Origin of the sequence: Streptomyces malaysiense (assembly GCF_000980885.2) — a bacterium.
GTDB classification, from domain to species: Bacteria; Actinomycetota; Actinomycetes; order Streptomycetales; family Streptomycetaceae; genus Streptomyces; species Streptomyces malaysiense.
In genome coordinates this window covers 1-22,972 of record NZ_LBDA02000027.1, presented here as the reverse complement: position 1 = coordinate 22,972, position 22,972 = coordinate 1, and the positions used below count along the sequence as shown (strand labels likewise).

At 71.1% G+C, this 22,972-nt stretch carries 19 protein-coding genes and 1 pseudogene; 9 read left to right on the top strand and 11 right to left on the bottom strand.

Annotated elements, in window-relative coordinates; genetic code table 11:
• Positions 1–3 precede the first annotated feature (3 nt).
• The 3 genes from VT52_RS12570 to VT52_RS12560 are packed head-to-tail and all read left to right on the top strand — an operon-like array spanning position 4 to position 3,010.
• Positions 4–1,203 carry an NAD(P)/FAD-dependent oxidoreductase gene (locus VT52_RS12570; protein WP_046422405.1) on the top strand — a complete coding sequence of 400 codons (1,200 nt, stop codon included), beginning with the start codon at positions 4–6 and terminating at the stop codon, positions 1,201–1,203.
• Entirely contained in the window at positions 1,200–1,544 is a 345-nt protein-coding gene (locus tag VT52_RS12565) for a (2Fe-2S)-binding protein (protein WP_046422407.1), read from the top strand. Before VT52_RS12570 ends, VT52_RS12565 begins: the two co-directional genes overlap by 4 nt.
• The gene (locus tag VT52_RS12560) at positions 1,541–3,010 is read left to right on the top strand and encodes an FAD-dependent oxidoreductase (RefSeq protein WP_046422409.1); all 1,470 of its coding nucleotides are present in this window, start codon (positions 1,541–1,543) and stop codon (positions 3,008–3,010) included. Before VT52_RS12565 ends, VT52_RS12560 begins: the two co-directional genes overlap by 4 nt.
• A gap of 381 nt (positions 3,011–3,391) precedes the next feature.
• Here the strand turns inward: VT52_RS12560 and VT52_RS39550 are convergent, their stop codons facing one another.
• From VT52_RS39550 to VT52_RS12540, 5 genes are read right to left on the bottom strand one after another with little or no spacing between them, the layout of a single operon-like run.
• Positions 3,392–3,673, bottom strand: coding sequence for a transposase (locus VT52_RS39550; RefSeq protein ID WP_338059188.1), 282 nt, complete (start codon positions 3,671–3,673; stop codon positions 3,392–3,394).
• On the bottom strand, positions 3,633–4,097 hold the full coding sequence (locus VT52_RS35565) for a transposase (RefSeq protein WP_240509731.1): 465 nt from the start codon (positions 4,095–4,097) through the stop codon (positions 3,633–3,635). Before VT52_RS35565 ends, VT52_RS39550 begins: the two co-directional genes overlap by 41 nt.
• Complete coding sequence (locus VT52_RS12550; protein WP_046422412.1) at positions 4,036–5,418, bottom strand: aldehyde dehydrogenase family protein; 1,383 nt, start codon at positions 5,416–5,418, stop codon at positions 4,036–4,038. The genes VT52_RS35565 and VT52_RS12550 overlap by 62 nt, the downstream gene beginning before the upstream one ends.
• The gene (locus VT52_RS12545; RefSeq protein WP_046422413.1) at positions 5,415–6,416 is read right to left on the bottom strand and encodes a proline racemase family protein; all 1,002 of its coding nucleotides are present in this window, start codon (positions 6,414–6,416) and stop codon (positions 5,415–5,417) included. The genes VT52_RS12550 and VT52_RS12545 overlap by 4 nt, the downstream gene beginning before the upstream one ends.
• 31 nt (positions 6,417–6,447) lie before the next feature.
• Positions 6,448–7,374, bottom strand: a complete 927-nt coding sequence (locus tag VT52_RS12540) for a dihydrodipicolinate synthase family protein (protein ID WP_046422414.1) — start codon at positions 7,372–7,374, stop codon at positions 6,448–6,450.
• Between the two features lie 262 nt (positions 7,375–7,636).
• Between VT52_RS12540 and VT52_RS12535 the strand changes: the two genes are divergently transcribed.
• Positions 7,637–8,341 carry a GntR family transcriptional regulator gene (locus VT52_RS12535; RefSeq protein ID WP_046422415.1) on the top strand — a complete coding sequence of 235 codons (705 nt, stop codon included), beginning with the start codon at positions 7,637–7,639 and terminating at the stop codon, positions 8,339–8,341.
• Positions 8,342–8,648: 307 nt separating this feature from the next.
• Here the strand turns inward: VT52_RS12535 and VT52_RS12530 are convergent, their stop codons facing one another.
• Positions 8,649–10,199 (bottom strand): multicopper oxidase family protein, encoded by a 1,551-nt coding sequence (locus tag VT52_RS12530; RefSeq protein WP_046422428.1) that lies wholly within the window; start codon positions 10,197–10,199, stop codon positions 8,649–8,651.
• A 354-nt stretch (positions 10,200–10,553) separates the two neighbouring features.
• Here VT52_RS12530 and VT52_RS12525 point away from each other — a divergent pair, with 354 nt between their 5' ends.
• The gene (locus VT52_RS12525; protein ID WP_079175006.1) at positions 10,554–11,516 is read left to right on the top strand and encodes an ornithine cyclodeaminase family protein; all 963 of its coding nucleotides are present in this window, start codon (positions 10,554–10,556) and stop codon (positions 11,514–11,516) included.
• A gap of 37 nt (positions 11,517–11,553) precedes the next feature.
• Here the strand turns inward: VT52_RS12525 and VT52_RS12520 are convergent, their stop codons facing one another.
• The 5 genes from VT52_RS12520 to VT52_RS12500 all read right to left on the bottom strand — a co-directional run bounded on the left by VT52_RS12520 (position 11,554) and on the right by VT52_RS12500 (position 17,411).
• Positions 11,554–12,618: an acyl-CoA dehydrogenase family protein gene (locus VT52_RS12520; RefSeq protein ID WP_053055536.1), complete on the bottom strand. Its 1,065-nt coding sequence runs from the start codon at positions 12,616–12,618 to the stop codon at positions 11,554–11,556.
• The gene (locus VT52_RS12515; protein WP_046422416.1) at positions 12,618–13,805 is read right to left on the bottom strand and encodes an acyl-CoA dehydrogenase family protein; all 1,188 of its coding nucleotides are present in this window, start codon (positions 13,803–13,805) and stop codon (positions 12,618–12,620) included. Before VT52_RS12515 ends, VT52_RS12520 begins: the two co-directional genes overlap by 1 nt.
• Before the next feature lie 74 nt (positions 13,806–13,879).
• A complete protein-coding gene (locus VT52_RS12510; protein ID WP_046422417.1) occupies positions 13,880–15,073 on the bottom strand; it encodes a CaiB/BaiF CoA transferase family protein in 1,194 nt (397 codons plus the stop codon).
• An 85-nt stretch (positions 15,074–15,158) separates the two neighbouring features.
• Positions 15,159–16,604, bottom strand: a complete 1,446-nt coding sequence (locus VT52_RS12505) for a CoA transferase (protein WP_053055537.1) — start codon at positions 16,602–16,604, stop codon at positions 15,159–15,161.
• Positions 16,605–16,673: 69 nt separating this feature from the next.
• On the bottom strand, positions 16,674–17,411 hold the full coding sequence (locus VT52_RS12500; protein ID WP_046422419.1) for a helix-turn-helix domain-containing protein: 738 nt from the start codon (positions 17,409–17,411) through the stop codon (positions 16,674–16,676).
• Positions 17,412–18,208: 797 nt separating this feature from the next.
• Here VT52_RS12500 and VT52_RS12495 point away from each other — a divergent pair.
• The 4 genes and pseudogenes from VT52_RS12495 to VT52_RS12480 all read left to right on the top strand — a co-directional run.
• Positions 18,209–18,418 (top strand): hypothetical protein, encoded by a 210-nt coding sequence (locus VT52_RS12495; RefSeq protein WP_046422420.1) that lies wholly within the window; start codon positions 18,209–18,211, stop codon positions 18,416–18,418.
• 76 nt (positions 18,419–18,494) lie between these two features.
• A complete protein-coding gene (locus VT52_RS12490; protein WP_046422421.1) occupies positions 18,495–19,184 on the top strand; it encodes a restriction endonuclease in 690 nt (229 codons plus the stop codon).
• Positions 19,185–21,055: 1,871 nt separating this feature from the next.
• The gene (locus VT52_RS12485; RefSeq protein ID WP_053055539.1) at positions 21,056–21,751 is read left to right on the top strand and encodes a rhomboid family intramembrane serine protease; all 696 of its coding nucleotides are present in this window, start codon (positions 21,056–21,058) and stop codon (positions 21,749–21,751) included.
• Between the two features lie 157 nt (positions 21,752–21,908).
• Positions 21,909–22,655: pseudogene (locus VT52_RS12480) on the top strand (IS701 family transposase); the annotation flags it as partial.
• Between the last annotated feature and the right edge of the window lie 317 nt (positions 22,656–22,972).

The window sequence follows — 22,972 nt, the reverse complement described above, 5'->3', positions numbered from 1 at the left end:
TCCATGAAGAGAACGCGGGTAGCGGTGCTGGGCGCCGGGATCGTGGGCGCCGCCTGTGCCCGTGAGCTGGTCCTGGCCGGCCTCCAGGTCACCGTCGTCGACCGTGGTGGTGCTGCCCAGGCGACCACCGCGCACGGCGAGGGCAACGTGCTGGTCTCCGACAAGGCGCCCGGACCGGAGCTGGAGCTCGCCCAGCTGTCCCGGAGGCTGTGGCCGCAGGTGCTCGCCGACATCGCCGAGAGGTCCGCCCACGCGGTGCGCGCAGTGGAGTGGGAGCCCAAAGGGGGCATCGTCGTCGCGACCACGGATGCCGGGGCCGTTGAGCTGTCCCGGTTCGCCGACGCGCAGCGCGCCGCGGGTGTGCGCGCGGAGGTTCTCGACGCCGACGCGCTCGCCGCGGCCGAGCCGTTGGTCACCCGCGACCACACCGGGGCACTGCACTACCCCGACGATGCCCAGGTGCAGCCCGCCGCGGCGGCCGCAGCCCTGCTCACGGACGCGTTGCAGGGCGGCGCGGAACTGCGGACGGGATGCGAGGTGCTCGGTGGGGTCATGCGCGCAGGGCGTCTCACCGGGGTGCGTACCCCGGCCGGCCTCATCGAGGCCGACATGTTCGTCAACGCCGCCGGGCCGTGGGCCGGCGAGCTGGCCGCCCGCCTCGGTGCACCGGTGGACGTCCGTCCCCGCCGCGGCGATGTGCTGGTGACCACGCCGCTGCCGCCGACGGTCTTCCACAAGGTCTATGACGCCGACTACGTGGGCGCGGTCGGCAGCAGCGCCGAGGAGTTGCAGACGTCGGCGGTGGTGGAGTCCACCCGGGGCGGCAGCGTCCTCGTCGGCTCCTCGCGCCGGCGGGTCGGCTTCGACGACAGCCTCCGCCCCGAGGTTCTGTCCGGCATCGCCGCCAAGGCATTACGGCTGTTTCCCGGTCTGGCCGGTGTCCCGGTGATGCGCGCGTACGGAGGATTCCGGCCCTATGTACCCGACCACCTGCCGATCATCGGCGCCGACCCGCGACTCACCGGCCTTTGGCACGCCGGGGGTCACGAGGGCGCTGGGATCGGCTTGTCGGTAGGCACTGCTCGGCTGTTGCGGAACTTGCTGCTGGATCTGCCGACGGAGATCGACGTGACCGCGTTCCGGGTGGACCGCCCGGCCGTACTGGGCGCGACAGCACATCCCGCGCGTGAGGAGACGGCATGAGCCCGAGACGTGTCAGCGCCCAGGCCGACGCAGTCGGGCGGCGGGACAGGCCGCTGCTGATCACCGTCGACGGCGAGGCCGTTGAGGGCATCGACGGCCAGAGCATCGCGGGAGTGATGCTCGCGGCCGGCCGTCTCGGCTGGTGCCGCGGAGTCTCCGGCGCCGCCCGGGGGGTGTTCTGCGGAATCGGCGTCTGCTTCAACTGTCTGGTGACCGTGGGCGCCGAGCGTGACGTCCGCGCCTGTCGCCGCCGGGCACGTGACGGCGACGTGGTGACTCTTCAGTCCCGGAAGCCCAGCACGCCGGGGACCGTGCAAGAGTCCGGAACGGAGGACGGATGACGCCCCCTCACGTCACCGTCGTCGGCGCGGGCCCCGCAGGCCTCGCCGCGGCGGAGACCGCGCTGACGGCCGGCGCCGAGGTGACACTGATCGACTCGGCGGAACAGCCCGGCGGCCAATACCACCGCATGTTGCCGGACGCCTACGCCGCCGTCCGCCCGGAGCGGCTCCAGCATGGCTGGCGAGCCTTCGACCGGCGCCGTCGGCGGGTGCTGGCGCACCCACGCTGCACCTGGTGGCCGGACACCACGGTGTGGGCGCTGGAGCGCCTGGCCCCGCACGAGCCCGGACCACCGAGGGTCCATGTCCTATGCGGCCCGGCCGACGGCGCTGACCGGCGTCGCCTCAGACTCGACCCCGACGCGTTGGTGCTCGCCGTCGGCGCCCACGACCGGATGCTCCCGTTCCCCGGCTGGGAACTGCCCGGCGTGTTCACCGCCGGCGCGGCACAGGCGCTGGCCAAGGGCGAGCGGGTGGTGGTCGGTGACCGGGTGGTGGTCGCCGGCACCGGACCGTTCCTGCTCCCGGTGGCCGCGTCGCTGCTGGAAGCCGGCTCCCGAGTGTCGGCAGTGCTCGAGGCCAACGTGACGGCCACCGTGGCGCGAGGCTGGTCACAGCGCCCCTGGGAGCTGGCCGCGCAGGCCGGGAAAGCCGGCGAGCTCGCGGAGTACACAGCGGCACTGATACGGCATCGGGTGCCCTGCCGGACGGGTCGCGCCGTGATCGAGGCGCGCGGCGACGGCCGGGTGGAGGAGGTCGTCACCGCACGGCTGCGCGGTGACTGGTCGGTGGTGCCGGGTAGTGAGCGCACCATCGCGGTTGACGCGGTGTGCGTCACCCACGGCTTCAGTCCACAGCTGGAGCTTCCAGTGGCCGCCGGTTGCGCGCTGCGCGGCTCATCGGCCGGCGAGTTCGTCGACGTCGACGACGACCAGCGCACCAGCTGTCCCGGGGTGTACGCCTCCGGCGAGATCACCGGCATCGCGGGCGCCCCGGCCGCACGGGCGGAGGGCGCGCTCGCCGGGTGGGTGGCCGGCGGCGGCGATCCGGCGGCCCCCGCCCTGCGCCACCTACGCCGCAGCCGGGACCAGGGCAGGGCCTTCGCCGAGCGGCTGGTTCGGGCGCACCCCATCGGTGCGGCCTGGCACGGGTGGCTGCGGCCGGAGACGGTCGTCTGCCGCTGCGAGGAGACCGACTACGCGTCGATCTGCCGGGCTGTCACCAATGTGGCGAGTGCCGCCGCGAGAGTCGCCAAGCTGGAGACACGAGCCGGTCTCGGCCCGTGCCAGGCCCGCATGTGCGGCCCCACGGTCGCCGAGCTCAGCGCGCGGCTGCGCGGCGAGCCCCTCGGCCGGCCGGTCGAGGGGCTGCCGGCGGCCGTCCCGCACCACCGTCCGATCGCCCAGCCCATCCGGCTCGGCGAACTGGCCGGCGGCCCGGACCACATCCCGAACGACACGGCCTGAGTCAGGATCCGTCGCGAGTCCGCATGCGTCGGGATGCCCGTCCACGTCCGCCGGTGCGGCGGCGATGGCCGAGCACCACGGACAGACCGGTTTCGGGTCGCGGTCGCCGGGCGGGTGCTCGGCCTTCGGCCGGATCAATGTGCGGTGCAGGACGGAGAGTTCTTGTCCGGCGTGGTTCAGCCAGGGGCCACGATGGGTGAGCTGCATCCGGTCCCAGGCCGTCGCGGCCTGCCGTAGCGGGTGGTGTCCGTGCTGGTGATGGCCTCCGGCTCGTGCCGGCTTCGGGCTCGTTGAACGTGAGGACGCCGTCGTGCCGGCACGACGGGCAGGCCGCGAGAGCGTGGGTCAGGTAGGCGACGTCGCAGCCGGAGTCCATCTTGATCAGGATGTCCGGATCACCCGGTCTCCAGCGGCCCGCGCGCGTCGGCCGCTCGACGACATCGCCAAGTCGGGCGGCGGTGGCGGTGGTCGCGTCGTCGGCCGGGCCCAGGCGGAGGGCGTCCAGGAGAGCGCCCAGGAGGTGCGGCCGGACTCCAGGGCCGCGACGAAGGAGTAGGGCCGGCCGGGCACCAGTTGGTCCGAGCTGCGCTCGACGCGTCCGTAGACATGGCAGAAGAGCCGGTCACCACTGGTGGGAGGGTCCGGTCGTGGCCAGTGCGACACGTCCCACGGCGAGCACGCTCCGCTCGTCGGCCGTCTTGGGCGGCGGCGGGCCCGCGAGCGTGCGGCGCAACCGTGTCGGCTCCGGCCGGCCGCGGTCCAGGGCTGCGTGCAGTGCACCGTGCCCGCGCCGATGCCCGACCGTCAAGGAGAGCTCGGCCAGGGTTTGCACCGGCCCGTCCGCGCATGGCACCGCGTCGGTGAGCTCGAAGAGCGCGCCCGCGCAGCTGTACAGGCAGTCGTAGAACTCGACACGAAAGTGGGACAGGACGTCCAGATCAGCGGGTCGAGTGAACCGGCTGGTCGAACGCCAAGCTGAGAGGATGTGCCATGACCCGATCCTCTCGAACGATCCGCATGTGGGCCTATGGACGCGCGGGGGACAGGGAGTAGGTGCGGCCACTGGTGTAGAACGCCAGGGCCTCATGTCCTTGTTCGCGCGGACCGCGGCTGGAGGCCTTCACTCCACCGAAGGGCAGATGGAAGTCCACGCCCGTGGAGGGGGCGTTGACGCGGATCATGCCGGTGTCGAGGTGGTCGAGCCCGTGCAGCACCGCATCGAGCGAGGCGGTGTGCACAGAGGTGACCAGGCCGTACGAGACGGAGTTCGTGATCCGTACCGCGTGGCCCAGGTCCTCGGCGGGCAGCAGTGCTGCCAGCGGCCCGAAGACCTCCTCGTTCAGCAGCCGGTGGTCCGGTGACACCTTCTCGACGAGCGCCGGGGCCGCGTACCAGCCGTTCGTTCCCGCGGAGACGGCGGCGCCCACGAGCTCGGGCAGGCCTTGTCTCGCCTGGAGCACGCGATCGCGGGCCTGCCGGCTGATGACCGGTCCGCACACCGTCGCCGGATCGGCGGGGTCCCCCGCCGGCCGCGCCCGCAGCGCCTCGGTGAGGGCATCGCGCAGCGGGTCGAGGGCGGCACCGACGGCGACGACACGGCTGGTGGCGGTGCACTTCTGCCCCGCGTACCCGGCGATCGCGTCGGCGATGTGCGCAGCGGCTCGGGCGATGTCCGCGTCGGGCAGGACGATCGCCGCGTTCAGCCCGCCCATCTCGGCCTGGACCGGGATGCCTCGCGCGGTGGCGGTGCGGACGACCTTCCGGCCGACCCCCGTGGAGCCGGTGAAGGAGACCACGTCGGCAGCCGAAACGACGGCGGCCCCCTCGGTCGGCCCACCGGGCAGCACGGTGAACACCTCGGAAGGTACGGATCGGTGGACGATCTCGGCCAGGCGCTGGGCGCAGGCGGTCGCCTCGGGCGCGGGCTTCAGGACGACGGTGTTGCCGGTCGCGAGCGCCGGGGCGACCTTCCAAGTGGGGATGGCGAAAGGGAAGTTCCACGGCGTGATCAGCCCCGCGACACCGTGCGGGCGACGGCGGGTCAACAGCAGCCCCCCGCCGGCGGCCTGTTCGTGGACGGCACCGTTGGGCTCGAAGGAGGCCTGGGCGTAGTACCTCCAGATCGCGGTGGTGCGGGCCACTTCGGCACGTGCTTCGGTGAGCGGCTTTCCCACCTCGCGTACGGCGAGGGCTGCCAGTTCGTCCGCGGCGGCCTCCACGGCAGCGGCGACCGTACCCAGCGCCGCCGATCGGGCGGCCGCGCCGGCCGCGAACCAGCCGGGATGGGCGGCACGAGCCTGTTCCACGGCGCGGACTGCGGTGAAGGCCCCCGCAGCGGGGACGCTGACCAGGACGTCGGAAGGATCGGCCGGGTTGCGCGAGACGACCGAGGCCAGGGCAGTGGTCACAGGAGGAAGCCTCCGGGGAAGGGATCATCCGGGTCGAGGAAGTACTGGGCGGTGCCCGTGATCCAGGCACGCCCGGTGATGCGGGGAACGACGGCGGGCATCCCGCCGACTTCGGTCTCCGCGACGAGACGGCCGGTGAACTCGGTACCGATGAAGGACTCATTGACGAAGTCGCGGTGCAGCGGCAGCGCGCCGCGGGCGTGCAGCTGGGCCATGCGTGCCGACGTGCCGGTGCCGCACGGTGAGCGGTCGAACCAGCCCGGTTTGATGGCCATGGCGTGGCGGGAGCGGTGTGCGTCGGAGCCGGGGGCGGCGAGGTAGACATGCTTGACCCCGGCGATCTCGGGCTGTTCCGGGTGAACGGGGCGGTCCGGTGATGCGTCGATCGCGTCCATGACGGCCAGCCCCGCCGCGAGCAGGTCGTCCTTTCGTGAGCGGTCGAACGGCAGCCCCAGCGCGTCCAGTTCGACGAAGGCGTAGAAGTTCCCGCCGAAGGCGAGGTCGTACGTCACCGTCCCGTACCCCGGCACGTCCGCCCTGCGGTCCAGGCCGACGCAGTAGGCGGGGACGTTGGTAAGCGTGGCCGACTTCGCCGCACCGTCCTGGACGTGGACGTCTACGGTGACGAGTCCCGCCGGGGTGTCGAGGCGGACAGTCGTGGTCCCGGCGACGGGGACCATGCCGGTCTCGACGAGGACGGTGGCCACGCTGATGGTGCCGTGTCCGCACATCGGCAGCACCCCGGAGACCTCGATGAACAGCACTCCGTAGTCTGCGTCGGGGCGCGTCGGCGGTTGGAGGATCGCGCCGCTCATGGAGGCGTGACCGCGGGGCTCGTACATCAGGAGCGTGCGCAGGTGGTCCATGTGCTCGATGAAGTGCGCCCTTCGCTCCGCCATCGTGGCTCCGGGGATCACCCCGACACCACCGGTGATCACGCGGGTGGGCATGCCTTCGGTGTGCGAGTCGACGGCGTGAAAGACGTGACGGGTACGCAAGGAACGTCCCTTCCTCTGAAGCCGTTACGGGTCAGCAAAGGCCGCGGGCAACGGCCTTCTCGGTCGCCGTGCGGACCGAGTTCTCCGTCGCGGCGGGCAGTGGCATGCGTGGCGGGCGAGTGGGGCCGCCGCGGCGGCCGACGAGGTCCATGGACAGCTTGATGGCCTGCACGAACTCGGTCTTGGAGTCCCAGCGCAGCAGCGAGTGCAGGGTCTTGTACAGCGGGAGCGCGGCGTCGAGGCGGCTGACGGCGGCGCGGTACAGCTCGGCACAGGTGGCGGGGAAGGCGTTCGGGTAGCCGGCGATCCAGCCGACCGCGCCCGCCAGGGCGAGTTCGAGCAGTACGTCGTCCGCGCCGGCCAGCAAGTCGAGCTCTGGCGCGACTTCGGCGATCTCATAGGCCCTGCGCACATCGCCGCTGAATTCCTTCACAGCCACGATGCTGCCCTCGCCGTGGAGTTGGGAGAGAAGTGCGGGGGTGAGATCGACCTTGGTGTCGATGGGATTGTTGTAGCCCACGACGGGCAGCCCGGCCCGCGCGACGTCCGCGAAGTGGGCGCGCACGGCCCGCTCGTCGGCACGGTAGGCGTTCGGCGGGAGCAGCAGGACGCTCCCGCAGCCCTGCTCGGCGGCCTGCTCGGCCAAGCAGCGTGACTGCGCACTGCCGTAGGCGGCGACGCCCGGCATCACGCGCGCGCCGTCCCCCGCGGCCTCGACGGCGGTGCGGACCACACGGGCACGCTCGTCGTCGGTGAGGGTCTGGTACTCACCGAGGGAGCCGTTGGGGACCACCCCGTCGCAGCCGTTGTCGAGGAGCCAGCGGACGTGCTCGGCGTAGGCGTCGTAGTCGACGGCGAGGTTGTCGCGCAGGGGCAGCGCGGTGGCGACCATGATGCCGCGCCATGGGCGCTCGGCGTTCCAAGTGGTGCCGGAGGTGGACGCAGTGGTGGCGGTCATGAAGGAACCCCCCTCTGTGGTGTGTGACATTTTACTGAGCGGTGTGCGGCGCCCACAAGGCTGGCGGCTCCGTCAGTTGGTGGACGCTCGTCCGGGCTCGGCGTGCTGCCACCACCGCACGCCCCGGGGCCCCGCACTCTTGGCTCCGACCATGGTGTGACGACCGGCGATCGGGCCCGGGGGCGGCGGACGGGGCGAGCAGACGCGTTTTGAACAACGTGACATTGTATATTGACATCCGCGTACGTCTGGAGGATCGGTCATGGGTCATTTGTCGTCCCGCAGCGTCATCCCCGTGCGGGAGAACCTGCGCGACCAGGTGGCCAACGCGCTGCGTGCCGCCCTCATCGCGGGCGAGCTGCGGCCCGGCGTCGTCTACTCCGCGCCCACCCTGGCCGCCGAACTCGGGGTGTCGGCCACCCCGGTGCGCGAGGCCATGCTCGACCTGACCAGGGAGGGCTTGGTCGAGGCGGTGCGCAACAAGGGCTTCCGGATCACCGAGGTGAGCGAACGCGAGCTCGACGAGTACACCGAGATCCGCGAGATGATCGAGGTCCCCACGATCGGACGCGTCACGGACTGGGCCGCCGTCGAGCAGTTGGAGGCGCTGCGTCCGCTCGCCGAGGAGATAGTCAAGGGTGCCCGGCGACACGACCTGATCGCCTACCTGGAGGCCGACCGCCGCTTCCACCTCGGCCTGCTCGGCCTCGCCGGCAACACTCACCTGGTCCAGGTGGTGGGCGACCTCCGTAAGCGCTCGCGGCTGTACGGGCTGACCGCTCTGGATGCCAACGGCCGCCTGGTGAAGTCGGCCGAGGAGCACCTCGAACTGCTCGACCTGATGCTGGCCGGCGACACCGAGGGCGCACAGGCATGCATGCGGCGCCACCTCGGCAACGTCCGCTCCCTGTGGGCCGGTTCCTCGCAGGAGGCTCCGACCGCCGGGCTCGACCGCGGCGTGAGCTGACGCTCCGCGCCTGGCGGACGGCCCGGCTCATGGCCTGACAGTTGCTCGACTGCCGCGATGGCGACTGCCCGCTCATCCGCTTCCTGCTGGGCGGCTCCCGGGCCATGGTCCGGCAACAGCACCGGCGAAGGACCGGCGAGAGGACCGCTCGACGCGATCCCGGGCGCCCCGGAGGGCGACCGCCGCCGTGCGCCGCCGTCCGGCAGGTCCGGCGGTGTTGCGACGACAGGTTGAATCCGAAATCCGCCTGAAACGCCGCCCCGAAATCACCTGAATCCACCACCGGAATACCGGTGGCGGATTCAGGTCATCGAGAGGCCCCGGCGAGGACGCCGATCATGCCGGCTTGCTCGTGGTAGGCGTTGTGGCAGTGGGTGACCCACTGGCCTGGATTGTCGGTGTCGAACTCGACGGTCACCGATCGGCCGGGGAGCACGATCACGGTGTCCTTGCGGGGGCCGTCGGGCCCGCCCACGGCGAAGGTGTGGCCGTGGAAGTGCATGGGATGCCACATGCTGGTGGTGTTGGTGTAGGTGAGCCGTACGCGCTGACCGGAGGTCGTCACCGCGAGCGGCACCTTGGGGTTGTAGGCGCGGTCGTCCAGGCTCCAGTTGTACTTCGTCATGCCGCCGGTCATCGCGATCGGGATGTCCTGGTCGATCGCGTGCGAGCCGAGCCGGTCGTCCTTGGCGGCGGTGAGCTGCGCGACGTTCGCCCCGCCGACGACTTTGCCCTTCAGTTCCTCGGGGCGGGCGTCGGACGGCGGCGTGCTGCCGGAGCCGGTGCGGACGACGGCCAGCGCGTTGTCGCCCTTGCCCTCGGCGACGGCGACCAGCGGGAAGACACCGTCCTTGAGGGTGACCAGGACGTCGTAGCGCTCGCCCATGCCGATCAGCAGGGCGTCCGCCTCGACGGGGTCGATGGGGTAGCCGTCGGTCTGCACCACCTTCATCCGGTGGTCGCCGAGAGAGACCAGGAAGCCGGTGTCGGCGCCGGCGTTGATGAGCCGCAGCCGCACGGTGTCGCCGGGCTTGCCGTTGAAGACGTCGGGGGCCTTCGACACCCGCCCGTTGATCAGGTAGTAGGGGTACCGGACGTCGCCGGGGTCGCCGCCCAGCAGCTTGCTGCTGCCCTTGCGGAGGATGCCCGCCGAGCCCGGTTCGGAGGAGGTGGGCGACATCATGCCGCCGCTCTTGAGCGCGGCGTAGACCTTCTCCGGGGTGAGGCCGTCCACCCCGTCCAGCCAGTCGTCCATGACCACGGTCCAGTCGTGGTCATATTTCATCGTCTCGTTCGGGTCCGCCACGATCAGCGGCCCGTACAGCCCGTGGTCGAACTGCAGACCGACATGTGGGTGGTAGTAGTAGGTGCCCGGGTCCGGCACGATGTACTCGTAGCGGAACGTGCCGCCGTTGTCGGGCACGGGATCCTGGGTGACGTCCGGGACGCCGTCCATGTTGTTGCGGATGGCGATGCCATGCCAGTGGATGGTGGTGTCCTCGGGCAGGTTGTTGGTGAGATCCACCCGCACCTTGTCGCCGGCCGTGACCTGAAGCGTCCGCCCGGGGACCCGGCCGTCATAGTTCCAGCAGGTGACTATCGGGCCACCCAGGTCCACCTCGCCGACCTCGGCGGTGAGCGCGTACGACCGGGTCGTCCCATTCCAGTGCCGCCGGGCCTCGGCTGCCTGCACCTGCGGGCCGTCGGGGCGCACCAGGCCGGAGGGCGTGACGCTCACCGGGGGAGAGGCGGCCACCGGGCGGTCGGGGCGTCCGCCGTCGGCACACCCGCTGAGCAGTACGGCTCCTGCCGTACCGATTCCCCCCTGCAAGAAGGCCCTGCGGCCGATCGAGATCATGAGGATGTCCACTCCCGGGGTCGCCGACGGTGCCGCCTGTCCGCAGCCTAGGACCGCTCGGCCTCCGGCTCCCGGTTCAGTTGCGCCGTTCAGGGGAGCGGGATGCCTCGCGGAGGCACTGTCACGTTGGCCGGTGGGTGAGATGATCTACGGGTTGGTCGCGGGGGGTGCTGGGTCTTCGAACGTGAGGGGTGCGCCCTTCGGATGCGCCGACTGAGCTTGTTCTCCAACCTTCGGCGTAGGTCCTGGGATGGAGCCCTTGTCTCCGGCCCAGGACGGATGACCGCAACGCGCTGATTCGGCAGAGTGATCTCTTGCCCTAGCTCTTGCTCCTCGTCCGAAGGAAGTGCGCCGATGCCCGTGCTGTTGCTGAACGACGACGATGTACGCACTCGCCTGGACGCTCCAACCGCCGTCCGCGCCGTGCGGGACGCTCTCTTGGCTGCGCGCGAAGGCGCTCTTCATGCTCCCCCGCGGGTCCGTGCTGACCTCGGTGGCGGTCACCTGGTGTTCACAGCGGGACATCTGCGCGAGGAGAAGCTGTTCGGCTTCCGTGCCTACGACACCCTCGTCGGAGCGGAACAACTGGTGGCCGTGTGGGGCTCCGATGACGGCCGGCTCCGGACCGTGGTGCACGGCGATGAGCTGGGCGCTCGGCGGACCGGCGCCATCGGCGCCGTAGCGGTGGACGCGGCGGCAAAGCCCGGACCGATACGGCTCGGGCTGGTGGGCGCAGGTACACATGCGTGGACCCAGTTGTGGGCCATCAGCGCAGTGCGGCAAGTGACGGAGGCCACGGTGGCTGCCCGCAGGCCGGAGCGCGCGGAGGCGTTTGCCCGGCGCGCTGCCGAGGAGTTGGGGGTCGAGGTACGGGCGGTGCGTGCGGTGGAGGAGGCAGTGCGTGATCACGATGTCGTGGTCGCCGCCACCAACAGCACGGTGCCCGTTCTGGACGCTGACTGGATCGCGCCAGGGACGCACGTGACGACGCTCGGGCCGAAAACGGTCTCGCGTCATGAAGTGCCCGCGGCCTTGGCAGACCGGGCCGACGTGCTCATCACCGACTCCCTCGCCCAAGCGGCCGGCTACACCGAGCCCCACATTTTCCCCGCTCACCGCATGATCGACCTCGGTGCCGTCCTGGCCGGAGCGGCGACGGGACGGACCAGCCCTGACGAGATCACCGTCTTCTGCTCCGTCGGTCTCGCCGGTACCGAGGTCGCTGTCGCTGCCGCGCTATGGGAGGAAGTACACCAACGCAGCCACGGTGCGCCCTCAGCAAGCACGGTACCGGCGCCCACTCGAACGGCCTCTTAGCCGGTCGGCGGCGAGGCAGGGCGTGGGGGACGAGGGGTCAGGGTGTGGTGGTGAGGGTGGGCCAGAGTGTGGTGGCGGTGAGGGGACGGGCCAGGCGGCGTGCCCAGTAGGTTTCGTCACCGTCCTCGTCGCGCCAGGACCACAGGCGGGTGGTGGCGAGGTGGAGCGGGTTGAGCTGCGTGATACCGATGGCGCCGTGGAGTTGGTGGGCGATGCGGGCGATCTCGGCGGCCGAGGCGGAGGCCTGGGTCTTCGCGGCGGCGACGGCGACATGTGCGGCCGGGCTGCCGGGATCCAGCGGGGCGGCGGCCTGGACGGCGGTGCGGACCAGGGCGGTCTCTTCGATCAGCCGCGCCTCTTCCTGTTTGACGGCCTGGAAGCCGCTGAGCGGACGGCCGAACTGGGTGCGGGCGGTGGTGTGGGCGACCGTCAGGTCGACGCAGCGTTCGGCGGCTCCGGCGATCAGGGCGGAGCGGGCCAGGGCCGCGCGGAGCCGGGCCTCGTCGAGCAGTTCGGGGGAGATCCGGCGGACCCGCGGGGCGGGGATCTCAAGGGTGGCAAGGCGCAGGTCGTCGCGGGGTTCCTCGGCGAGGTTGCCTCCGGGGGTGAGGTGGGCCTGGTCGGGGGTGAGGGTGAACAGGACGGGGCCCGAGGGGGCCGTGGCCAGGACGACCACCGTGGTGGCGGCGCGTGCCCAGGGGACACGGCGCAGGGTGCCGGTGACCAGCAGGGTGTCGTCGACCCCGGAGGAACCGGCCGAGCCGACGGCGGAGGCGGCCGGGCGGGCGTAACGGATCGTCAGCTCGGGGGCGATCGCGTAGCTGAGCGGGCCGGCCGGGACCGGGAGGCCGACGCGGCGCAGCAGCGGGCGGGCGACCAGGGCGGTCTCGGCGAGGGGGGCGGGGACGGCGCGGCGTCCTGCTTCCCGGGCGGCGGCGAGGAGTTCGGCGGTTGAGGCATCCTCGGAAGGGAGGGCCACGGCGTCGGGGGCGGTGGTGTTGGTGACGGTGGTGATGGCGTCCGCATGGGCGTAGAAGGCGGCGGTGTCGTAGTTGTCGGCGGAGATGACAGGGGTGCCGGTGTCGATCGTGTGGGTGTTCATCAGTGCCGCTCCAGACCGCGAGTGATGATGCCGCGAAGGATTTCGTTGGTGCCGCCGCGCAGGGTGTAGCCGGGACTGTGCAGCAGCGCGAAGGCGAGCAGTTCGGGGTGGCTGCCGGGGGTGGCGTGCGGGTCCGACGGGGTCGGCAGGATGCTGCGGACGGTGTCGACCAGCGTGCCCTCCAGGCGGGTGCCGAGGTCTTTGACCAGGGCGGCCTGGGTGTCGGGCGAGTGCCCGGCGTCCAGGGCCGCGGCCACGCCGAGGGACAGTTGGCGAACGCTGTGCAGACGGGCCGTCAGGACGCCTGTCTGCGTGAGCTGTTCGGCCGTGGTCGAGTGCTGCTCCAGTTCGCGGAGCAGGGAGACCAGCAGGGGGAAGGTGGACAGGTAGCGTTCCGGGCCGCTGCGTTCGAAGGCGAGTTCACCGGTGACCTGCTTCCAGCCGCCGCCCCGCCGGCCGAGCAGCAGGCCGTCGGGGACATCGATGCCTTCGAGGTGGACGGCGTTGAAACGGTGCTCGCCGCTCATCAGGCGGATCGGCTCGATGCGTACGCCGGGGGCGCGCAGGTCGACGATGAACTGACTGAGCCCGGCGTGCTTGTCCTCGGCGTCTTCGGTGCGGGCAAGGACGATGGCGTAGTCGTTGACGTGGGCGCCGCCGGTCCACATCTTGGTGCCGGTCAACTGCCATCCATCGGCGGTGCGTTCGGCACGCGTGGCGACCGAGGCGAGGTCGGAGCCGCTGTTCTTCTCGCTCATGCCGATGGAGAAGAAGCACTGCCCTGCGGCGATCCGGGGCAGGAAGAAGCGGCGCTGCTCCTCGGTGCCGTGCTGGAGGATGGACGGGCCGGCCTGCCGGTCGGAGACCCAGTGCGCGCTGACCGGGGCTCCGGCGGCGAGCAGCTCCTCGATCACCACATAGCGCTCCAGGAACCCGCGGCCTGCGCCGCCGTACTCGGCGGGCAGGGCCATGCCGACCCAGCCGCGCTCGGCGAGGCGGCGGCTGAAGCCGGGGTCCCAGCCGGCCAGCCAGGAATCGGGGCGGCCGAGAACGGTGCCCCGGGCGCGCTCCTCGTCGACGAAGGCGCGGACCTCGGCGCGGAGCCTGCGGGCCGATTCGGGCAGGGCGACATCGGGGAATGCGATCGGTGAAAGCGTGGAGGTCGGTGAAAGCGTCGAAGGCGACATGGCTCATTCGCTCCCGGGTTGGTGAAGTGATTGATGCATTTCTTTGCGTCACGGAGCTTCGTTACGGAAATCGGTCAGCCCGTGGTGTGCAGCAGGGAAGGGTCGAAGCCGGCTTCGCGGAGCACCTCGTCGGTGTGCTGGCCGATGCCCGGGCAGGGCCGCAGCTCCGGCTCCGGGTCGGCGGAGTAGCGCACCGGGCGGCCGATGACCCGGTAGCGGCCCTCGGTGGGGTGTTCGGCCTCGTACAGCAGGCCGCCCTCTTGGGCGTAGGCGGTCATGGCGGCGGAGGCCAGGTCGAGCACGGGGGCGGCGGCGATCCCCGCCCGGTCGCAGAACACCTGCCACTCGGCGCTGGTGTGCTGCGGCGTCAGCCCCGCGAGCAGCGGATAGAACGCGTCGGCGTTGCGGGCCCGGTCGGGGCCGGTGGAAAAGCGCGGGTCGGTGGCCAGTTCGGGGCGGCCTACGAAGGCGGTGAAGTCCCGCCAGTTGCGGTCGCTGTGCGGCAGGATGCACATCCAGCCGTCGGCGGTGCGCAGGGCTCGGCGCTGCGGGCTGAGCGAGCGGGCCGAGCCGAAGGCTCCGTCGGCCTCCAGGGCGGCCGCTCCCAGGTGCTCGACCAGGTTGAAGGTGAGCATGGTGTCGGCCATGGGGACCTCGATGTGCTGTCCGGTACCGCCGTGCTCCCGGTAGTGCAGCGCGGCCAGGACCGACTGGGCGATCTGCATGCCGCAGATCTTGTCGGCCAGCACGGTGGGAACGTAGTGCGGTTGGCCGGAGGCCTTGTGGTTGAGCCAGACCAGACCGCTGGCCGCCTGGATGATGTCGTCGTAGGCGGCGTGGGTGCCGTAGCGGCTGTCGCTGCGAAAGCCCTGAGCATTGGCGTAGATCAGGCCGGGGTTGGCGGCCGCGGCCTCGTCGTAGCCGAGGCGGAGCTTGTCCAGGGCCTGCGGGCGCAGGTTGGTGATGAAGACGTCGGCGGTGCGCAGCAGGGCGAGCAGGGCGTCGCGGCCGTGCGGGGCCTTGAGGTCGATGGCGGCGCTGCGCTTGTTGCGGTTCAGGTTGAGGGCGGGGCCGCCCATGCCGGGGTGGCGCCGCGGCGGGTAATGGCGCGTCATGTCACCCGTGGGCGGCTCGACCTTGATCACGTCCGCGCCCAGGTCGCCGAGCTGCTGCGCGGCGTACGGGGCCATGATCACGCTGGCCAGTTCGATGACGCGGACTCCGGCGAGGAGTCCGCGGCCGGACGGGCCGCTCGGCTTCTCGGGCATCTTGCGGTGCCTCCTGGGGTTTCGGGTGGGGCGGGCGAACGGAGGTACGTGGATCGCGGCAGCGGCGGGTTCCCGGAGACGTGGCCTAGCGCCACTGGAGCGCGGCAGACCCGAGCGGGGAACGCCGGCCGGCCTGGGGGACCGCGCGCCCGCTGTACGCGAATGGCGTCGCCGGTTCGGTGAGCGGACCGAAGTCGGTTTCGGTGGTGGACAGCGCGGCGAGCGGCGTGCTCCCGGGCCGGGGCAGGTCGAGTACGTCCTCCCGTGCAAGCAACCCGAGTTCCTGCACCCAGTGGCAGACCCCGGCCAAGGTCACACGGATCCGCCAGGAGCCGCCCTCCGTCGCCCGCCGGCGCAGGACCGTTGCCACGGCGGCGGCCCCGAGGTAGGCGGCCAGGTAGTCGTTGAGCAGGTACGTCGGCGGCAGGGACGGCCGGTCGGTCCATTCCTCGACGGCGAATCCGGTTGCGGAGCAGGCGAGTTGGTCGAACCCGCCGCGATCGCCCCAGGGCCCTTCGGCGCCCCAGGCGTGGTATTCGAGCGTGACGAGTCCGGGGCGGCGCCGGACGAGTTCCTCGGTCGACGCCCCGTGCCGGGCAAGTCCCCGGTAGGAGTGCGCGAAGACGTCCGCGTCCTGGAGCGCGTCGTGGAAGGCCGCGCGGTCGTGATCGTCGCGCAGGTCGCAGTAGGCGTTGCGTTTGCCGCCGCCGGTCATCGCGATCATCGGGATCGGGTCGGGGCGGTCGGGACGTGTCAGGTGCAGCACGTCGGCGCCGAATTGGGCGAGCAGTCGCGTCGCGACGGGACCTGCGATGACATGGGTGAGATCGAGCACCCGTACGCCCGCGAGCGCCTCATCGGCCTCGCCGATGGGCTCCAGTGGCCGGACCGGTCCGTCACCGACGCGTTCGATCTCGACGACCGGGCGCTGTGCGACATGCCGCCCCGCGGGGTGCGCGAGCCACTCGTCCCGGCTGCGCACCGCGCAGGCGACGCCGCCCCGCGCGCAGATGGCCTCCTCCAGTGTGAAGGCGTCCCAGTCGGCCGCGGCCTGCGCGATCCCCACCTTGTCGAGCCCGCATCTGAGCACGGAGCAGACCGCGTCCCGCAGATGCGGATAGGTGGTGATGAGGAAGATCCACCGTCCGTCGCGCGCCCGGTAGAAGTCGTTGTTGCCGAGCAGCGTCGGATCGTCGAGGAGAGCGCCGAGCGGGCGCCCCGAGAGCGTCGTGTGATACGTGGCCATGAGCTGGTCGATCGCGGCTCCGGGCTGCACCTGAACCTTCTGGTGGGGGTGACCGCGCTGTTCGCCGACCGCCGCCGTCTGCCGCCCGAAGACACCGATCGCGGCGGACATGGCGTCGGCGAGGCGGTGCACCGAGGGCACCAGGGGATCGGCTCCGGCGACGGTGATGTCCTCGGCTCCGCGGGCCGGATCAGGGTCTCCGAGGGTGTGCAGCAGCCGGGAGAGCATCTCGCCGGTGGACGGCGGAGGCGTCGGCTCGGCCGTGGTCGGCGTGTTCGAAGTCATGCCGGGATGCTCGTTCCCGGCGCTGTATGAGCGCCCGCACTCACGGATATCCGTGAACTGATGCGAACGTCACGTCCGCCTCTCCTGGATGTGCGCGAGGAGCCGGGCCGCCGCCCGGTCCAGACTCAGCCGCTCCGAGCGGCCACGACGCCGGTGCGTCAGAACGAGGGCACCCGTGACGACGGGGCCGTCAGTGACGGGGATCGCGAGCGCGCTGACCTCGGGGTCTGCCAGACCCTCGCTGCGGCTGACCCGTGACGCGCGGATCGCCGGAAGGGCGCGGCGGAATTCCGCGACCGTCTCGGGGTCGTGGCGGGCGAGCTCGTCGAGCAGCCCACGGCGCTCCGGCTCGTCGGTGAAGGCCAGCAGCAGTCGACCGGCGGCGGTGCGCAGCAGCGGCCGGGCCATGTGCTCGTCGGCGAGCGGCAGGAGGCGGGGGATCTCGTCCTCGCCGCCGCGCGCGAGGTGCACGGCGTCGAGCCCGACCCGCACCGTGAGCAGCACCGGGGTACCCGCGACGCGGCTCAGTTCGTTGAGCTCGGCCTGACTGATCCGGGGGACGACCCGGCCCGCGATGAGGTTGAGGACGTGCGGGGCGGGCCCGAGCCGGAAGCGCCCGTGTTGTTCCAGCAGAAAGCCGGTCGCGGCAAGGCCGTTGACCAGGTCCTGCACCGAGCTCGCCGGCGCCCCGACCGTCCGCGCCAACTCGGCCACGGTCACCCCGCCCGGCTCCCGCGCGGCGGCTTCCAGGATCCACGTGACCCGGTCCACCGTACGGTGACGCCGCCGTCGGCCGTGCTCGCTCATCCCACCCCACCTTGTCCTTTCTCGTCCGCCGCCGGCCACCACCGCCGACACGGCCCGTCGATCCTTTCCCGCACCACCCCGACGAGCAAGCCGGCTCCGGCCCCGCGGACGTCACAAACCCAGCGGCGGAAGGTGGTTCACGCAGAGGCGGAAGGACCGTCCAGTCGCGTAGGTCCCGTTTCAGCTCGTTGAACCGTGCGGCTCGGCGCTCTCCCTCGGCATTCCGCTGGATCTGCCCACGTACGACGGCCGACTCGGCTTGGACGGTGCTTCACGCTCCGCACGCTTCTTCTGTATCCGCCCCATCGGCGGTCTCCCTTGCTCGTCGGCCGGCCCTCGCCGGTCGACGAGCACCCCGCAGCTGCGGACACGACCGCGCCACCCGCCCGGCTCCCGGCTCCGCTTGTGCGCCGAACCCGGATGCGGGTCACGGCCGGGTACGCAGCAGGTCAGGCACACGGCTGGACTGACCCAGCCAGGCGGCGACGTCCTTGTCGATGTACTCGGCCAGGCGCGCGGCCATGCCATGGGCCACCTGGACGACGACCGTCGGGCCGCAGACTGAGCAGAGCTCAGGCGCCGGCCTTCGGCTCGCGCGACGCGGCCCCTCGCTGGGCACGGCCCCGCCGGTCTCGTCATCGGTGGAGAGCCGTGGTATCCGGCCAGGTCCGATGGCTTTGTGCCATTCATCGGCAACCCGGTCCCAACATCACTGAGGCCCAGCTACATAGGGAGGCTGGGGCGGCGTGCTGCCGTTTCCAGTCTGGTGGCCGGTCGCGCGGGGGAGGTTGGGACGGTTGCTGACCATCAACGTGGCGGTGCTGCTCGCAGTCATCGTGTTCTTCCGGCTGCGGCGACGTACGCAGGCCCGCAGCCGGAACGAGGAGAGGACCACCGCCGCCATCATCCTGGCGCTGGGCGTCCTGATCGCGCCCACCCCGGCGGGCCAGGGGGTCGTGAACATCTTGGGCCAGCTCGCGAGCGGCGTCACCCGGGCCGGCCGATGAGCCCCCGCACACGTACGGGCCGGACTGCGCCCGTCGGCACCCACTGCGGGGCACAGCTTGGGGGAGCGGGGGAGTGATGGCGGCACGTCGACGGCGCCGGCGCTTGAAGAAGCGGACGCGCAGGCAGCTGCAGGGCTGGGGTGCGGTGGCGGCGCTGGCCGCCGCGGTGTGGGTGACCAGGCACTGGTCAATGGTGTGGCCCGTCCTGGCGACCGTGCTCGCCGCGGCCATGGTGGGCGGGGCCGGCTGGGCGCTGCTGCGATCACACCGTCTCGCGGTCGGCCAGGACCGCGCGTGGCGAGCTCAGGAGGAGGCCCGGGCGCGCGAGTTGTCGATGGCCGAGGTCGACGCGTTGTCGTGGCAGGAGTTCGAGACGTACATCGCCGATCTGTGCCGACGGGACGGCTGCACGAAGGTCGTCGTCAGCGGCAAGAGCGGAGACCTGGGCGCGGATGTCATCGGCTACCTGGCCGACGGCCGCAAGCTGGTGGTGCAGGTCAAAAAGTACGCGCCGCACCGGAGCGTGTCCTCTGCAGACATGCAGAAGTTCGTCGGCACCGCCCGCCTCGAACACGGCGCGGACGTCGCGCTGTTCGTCACCACTTGCCGCGCGTTCACGAAGGACGCGCTGGGCCTGGCACTGCGCCAGGACATCGTGGCCCTGCACCGCGATCTGCTGGGCTCCTGGGTCAAGGGCGCTCATCTGGAGACCCTGATCCCGCTGAACGGCAGCGGCGGCGGTACCAGGCGGCGCCCCTCTGCCTGACCGGACAGGCAGACCGGCCCCAGCGGACCCGCGCGAGCCCAGGGCGGCGTAGAGGCTCACCAGGGCGCTGCCGTCGGTGCCACGCTCAGCGCGGGCGTTGATTGGTCCGGCGGCGCCGTCAGCCGACCGCTGCCCAACAACGCCTGCTCTCAGGGTCGTCTCCGTAGAGATTTACACAGTCAGTTGCATCGCCTGGGGTGGGACGTTCGTTGCGGAACTAGTCAGGCAGCCTGGCTCTTCACCCCAGCCGCCCGAGCGCGAAATGCGTAGATCGCTTGTTTCTGGCTGGCCGCTGTGAACCCGGGCAGGGGACTGCCGGGTGGTCCCGCCGCCGTAGCGGGCCTTGATCCTTGCTCTGTTGGGTCGGGTAACTCTTACCTCGTGCAGCAGCGCGCACAGATCGGGGCCGACGGTGTTCGGGTGGTGTGCCAGCGCCACGGCCGGATCCCGTGATGCCATCTCCTGCTCCGGCGCAGCGGCGACCACCGCGTACGCCCGCGCAAGGAGAGCGGGGAGCTCTTGGTGGTCGGGGGCACAGTGCTGCTGAGCTACGCCTCGCTCCGGGTTGCCGGCCGTGCTCTCAGCGGCCTCTGACTGTGAGGCACGAACGAGCTCTGCGGGGGGTGAGACAGTATCCATCGCCGCAAGAAGGCCATTCAGCTCGCGCCAGGAGATACCCGCGCTCAATGCCTTCCCCACCAGGGTCCGTGTTGCGCTGCTTGTCGGACTCGCGGTCGGATGTGGGTGGCCACCGCTCAGCAGCTTCACCAGGACGAGACGGCCGGGGCGTGGGCCCGCGAGGCCGAGTGGGAGCAGGCCCACGCCTGCGTAGCTGTATGGAGTCCAGGCCGCGCCGGTCGTGGTGCCCATGCCGCGTCGGATCGCCGCGCCGGTCCCGATCGCCGACGACATCGGCCAGGAGCAGGACCTTGTCCTTGAGGACGTGACCCGCGACCAGGTCCTCGACTGGCGTGCGTGCGATGACGGACCCGCAGGTGGTGTTCGAGCAAACCGAGCACAGCATGATGGCCCCGGCCGCCGGCGGAAACGTCCTCGCCCGGTTCGGCACCATCCTCACCGCGGCCGTGCCCGAACTCGCAGGCCTGCGTCCAGGCCGTGACGTTCGACGCGGACACCGGCTGCCTGGAAGTCGTCCCCGATTCCCGGCATTCGGCAGGGAACTTCGCTGGAGCACACCTAAACTGATCGCGGGGGCCAACGCGATGGTGCCGGAGGCGACCGTCCGCGCTCTGCACGTCCTAGCGCCCGCGCCCCTGAAGGCTGATCCCACGACGGCGGGCGGCCGCCGTCCCGGCGGAGCGCCGCACCCTGCCGGACGGCTACCGCCGTGTGTTCGAGTCGCACCGCCAGGCCGCCAGGCCGCCAGACTGCCCGGCCGTCGCGGGCGGACGGGGCGAGAGCGGAGGTCTGCCCATGCGCCGGACGATCTGGAGCGGCGCGATCAGCTTCGGCCTGGTGACTTCTCTGAACTCGCGCTCGTGAGTTGATCGAGTCAGGAGCGTCCGTGTTCGCGGTCGAGTTCGTGGTAACCGCGAGGGTCGAAGAAGCGCAGGCCATCGATCACCACTCCGGACAGGATCTCCGGCAGGTGCACGGGCGGCTGGTGTAGTCGTCCGTCGCCACGCCTCCGTGCTCAAGCACCAGAGCAACGGTACTCGTCACCGCCGGCCTGCCTGACGACGCTACCCGGCCGGCACAGGCCCAGGCAGTGCAAGCCCAGCACCGACGTCGCCTAAAGTGATCGTCCGACAGTACGTAGAGTGTGCTGTGTTGCGGTGAGGATGTGGATCCGCCGGGGGAGGAAGCGTGCAATGGGTGCGTCGTACAGAGGCCAGGCCGACGCCTTGCCTATGAGCGCGGAGCAGGTCATCGCGGAGGCGCGAAAGGCGTTCTTCGTGATGTTCGCGGGCCTCGCGCTCGTCTGGGGTCTGCAGCTCGTCAACTACGCCGACCACTACGCCCTTTCCAGGGACTACGGAGTCAGGTCCGGCGACATCGGCTCGTTGCCCGACATCCTCGTCGCGCCTTTGCTGCACTGGAGCTGGGCACACATCGAGAGCAACTCCGGACCATTGTTCGTCTTCGGTTTCCTCGCCGCCTACCGAGGGGTGGCCCGCTTTCTCGGCCTGAGCCTGCTGGTCGCCCTGACCAGCGGGCTCGCGGTGTGGTTCTTCGAACGAGGCGACGCTGATACGGTCGGTGCCAGCGGCCTGATCTTCGGATACTTCGGCTACGTTGTCGTGCGTGGGCTGTTCGACCGGCACCTGATCGACACGCTGATCGGTGTGGTCATGGCGGCCTCCTTCGCCTACCTGCTCACCGTGGCCGTCCCCGGGACGCCGGGAGTGAGCTGGCTGGCCCACTTGGGAGGGCTCATCGGCGGCCTGGCGGGAGCCTGGCTCTTCCGGGACCGGCGCCCGCGGGCCGGCGCAGGCACAGACTCTCGCCAGGGACCAGGGCCGGCCGCGCGCGACAAACTCCAAGTACGCTCCGACCACCCGCGCGCCGACCTCCACAAGGAACTCGGCGAGCTCGGTCTGCTCTAGTACTCCAGCAGTACTTCGTGGCTTGACCTGGGGGAACGTGGAGCGGTGGGAGTGTAGCGGGCAGGATGCCGTCACGGACGACTTCCGCCCGCACACCCCTCGAAGGAGTGCCCACGACGGCAAGGTCGCCCCGTGCCCTGGGAAGCCTCGGGTCGTGATCACCGAACAGGCAGCCGAGACCTGGGACCGCGACCTGGACCACCTCCTCACCACCATCGGGCACCACTTCGGCCGCGTCGAACCACGCCGCCGTATGCGGGACTACGTCCGCGCACTGCTCGCCCCGGTAGCCCGCAAGAACAGCTGGCAACTTGCCGAACACGTCGGCCATACCACCCCCGACGGACTGCAGCACCTGCTCTCCCGAGCCCGCTGGAACCCCGACGACATCCGCGATGACCTGCAGACCTACGTCGCCGAACACCTCGGCCGCCCCGACGGGGTACTGATCATCGACGACACCGGGTTCCTCAAGAAGGGCACTACCTCCGCCGGCGTCCAAAGGCAGTACTCCGGCACCGCCGGCCGCACCGAGAACTGCCAGATCGGCGTCTTCGCCGCCTACACCAGCACAATCGGCCGCGCCCTCGTGGACCGCGAGCTCTACCTGCCCAAGTCCTGGACCGACGACCGCGACCGCTGCCGCGCGGCCAAGATCCCCGATCAACGGGAGTTCGCCACCAAGAACACCCTCGCGGCGACGATCGTCCGCAGAGCGCTGGCCTCGCCGCTGCCGATCGCCTGGGTCACGGCGGACGCCGCTTACGGACAGGACAACCGCTTCCGCCGGATGCTGGAAACATCCGGCGTCGGCTACGTCCTGGCCGTCCCCAAGTCCCAGTTCTCCCTGGCTGGCCCACGCATCGACAGAGCCTTCGAGCAGGCCCCCGACCAGGCATGGGAATGAAGCTTCCCCGTGATCTTGGACACTCGTCGGTTATGCCGCGAGGCTGTGTTGATGCCGCTGCCTGGTCTCGGCCGGGGTGAGGTAGCCGAAGGTCTTGTGCTTGCGCAGGCGGCGGCGGTTGTAGAAGGTCTCGATGACCCTGTTGCCCAATTACTCATGCGGCGAGGTCGAGGGCTGCGAGGTGTGATGTCCGGGTGGGGGCGAGTGGTTGCCCGGTCCACCAGGCGTCGAGGCGGATGAGGTTGACGGCGGTGGCTGTGAGGATGTGTGCGAGGGCGGTCTTCCGTAGTCCTATGTAACGGGTTCTGCGGCTC

Excerpts from the sequence above, each read along its gene's own strand:
- VT52_RS12505 (WP_053055537.1), bottom strand. The coding sequence starts at position 16,604 with ATGACTTCGAACACGCCGACCACGGCCGAGCCGACGCCTCCGCCGTCC.
- VT52_RS12510 (WP_046422417.1), bottom strand. The coding sequence starts at position 15,073 with ATGCCCGAGAAGCCGAGCGGCCCGTCCGGCCGCGGACTCCTCGCCGGA.
- VT52_RS12500 (WP_046422419.1), bottom strand. The coding sequence starts at position 17,411 with ATGAGCGAGCACGGCCGACGGCGGCGTCACCGTACGGTGGACCGGGTC.
- VT52_RS12490 (WP_046422421.1), top strand. The coding sequence starts at position 18,495 with ATGGCGGCACGTCGACGGCGCCGGCGCTTGAAGAAGCGGACGCGCAGG.
- VT52_RS35565 (WP_240509731.1), bottom strand. The coding sequence starts at position 4,097 with ATGAGGCCCTGGCGTTCTACACCAGTGGCCGCACCTACTCCCTGTCCC.
- VT52_RS12565 (WP_046422407.1), top strand. The coding sequence starts at position 1,200 with ATGAGCCCGAGACGTGTCAGCGCCCAGGCCGACGCAGTCGGGCGGCGG.
- VT52_RS12540 (WP_046422414.1), bottom strand. The coding sequence starts at position 7,374 with ATGACCGCCACCACTGCGTCCACCTCCGGCACCACTTGGAACGCCGAG.
- VT52_RS12525 (WP_079175006.1), top strand. The coding sequence starts at position 10,554 with ATGCCCGTGCTGTTGCTGAACGACGACGATGTACGCACTCGCCTGGAC.
- VT52_RS12485 (WP_053055539.1), top strand. The coding sequence starts at position 21,056 with ATGAGCGCGGAGCAGGTCATCGCGGAGGCGCGAAAGGCGTTCTTCGTG.
- VT52_RS12520 (WP_053055536.1), bottom strand. The coding sequence starts at position 12,618 with ATGAACACCCACACGATCGACACCGGCACCCCTGTCATCTCCGCCGAC.
- VT52_RS12530 (WP_046422428.1), bottom strand. The coding sequence starts at position 10,199 with ATGATCTCGATCGGCCGCAGGGCCTTCTTGCAGGGGGGAATCGGTACG.
- VT52_RS12535 (WP_046422415.1), top strand. The coding sequence starts at position 7,637 with ATGGGTCATTTGTCGTCCCGCAGCGTCATCCCCGTGCGGGAGAACCTG.
- VT52_RS12515 (WP_046422416.1), bottom strand. The coding sequence starts at position 13,805 with ATGTCGCCTTCGACGCTTTCACCGACCTCCACGCTTTCACCGATCGCA.
- VT52_RS12570 (WP_046422405.1), top strand. The coding sequence starts at position 4 with ATGAAGAGAACGCGGGTAGCGGTGCTGGGCGCCGGGATCGTGGGCGCC.
- VT52_RS12560 (WP_046422409.1), top strand. The coding sequence starts at position 1,541 with ATGACGCCCCCTCACGTCACCGTCGTCGGCGCGGGCCCCGCAGGCCTC.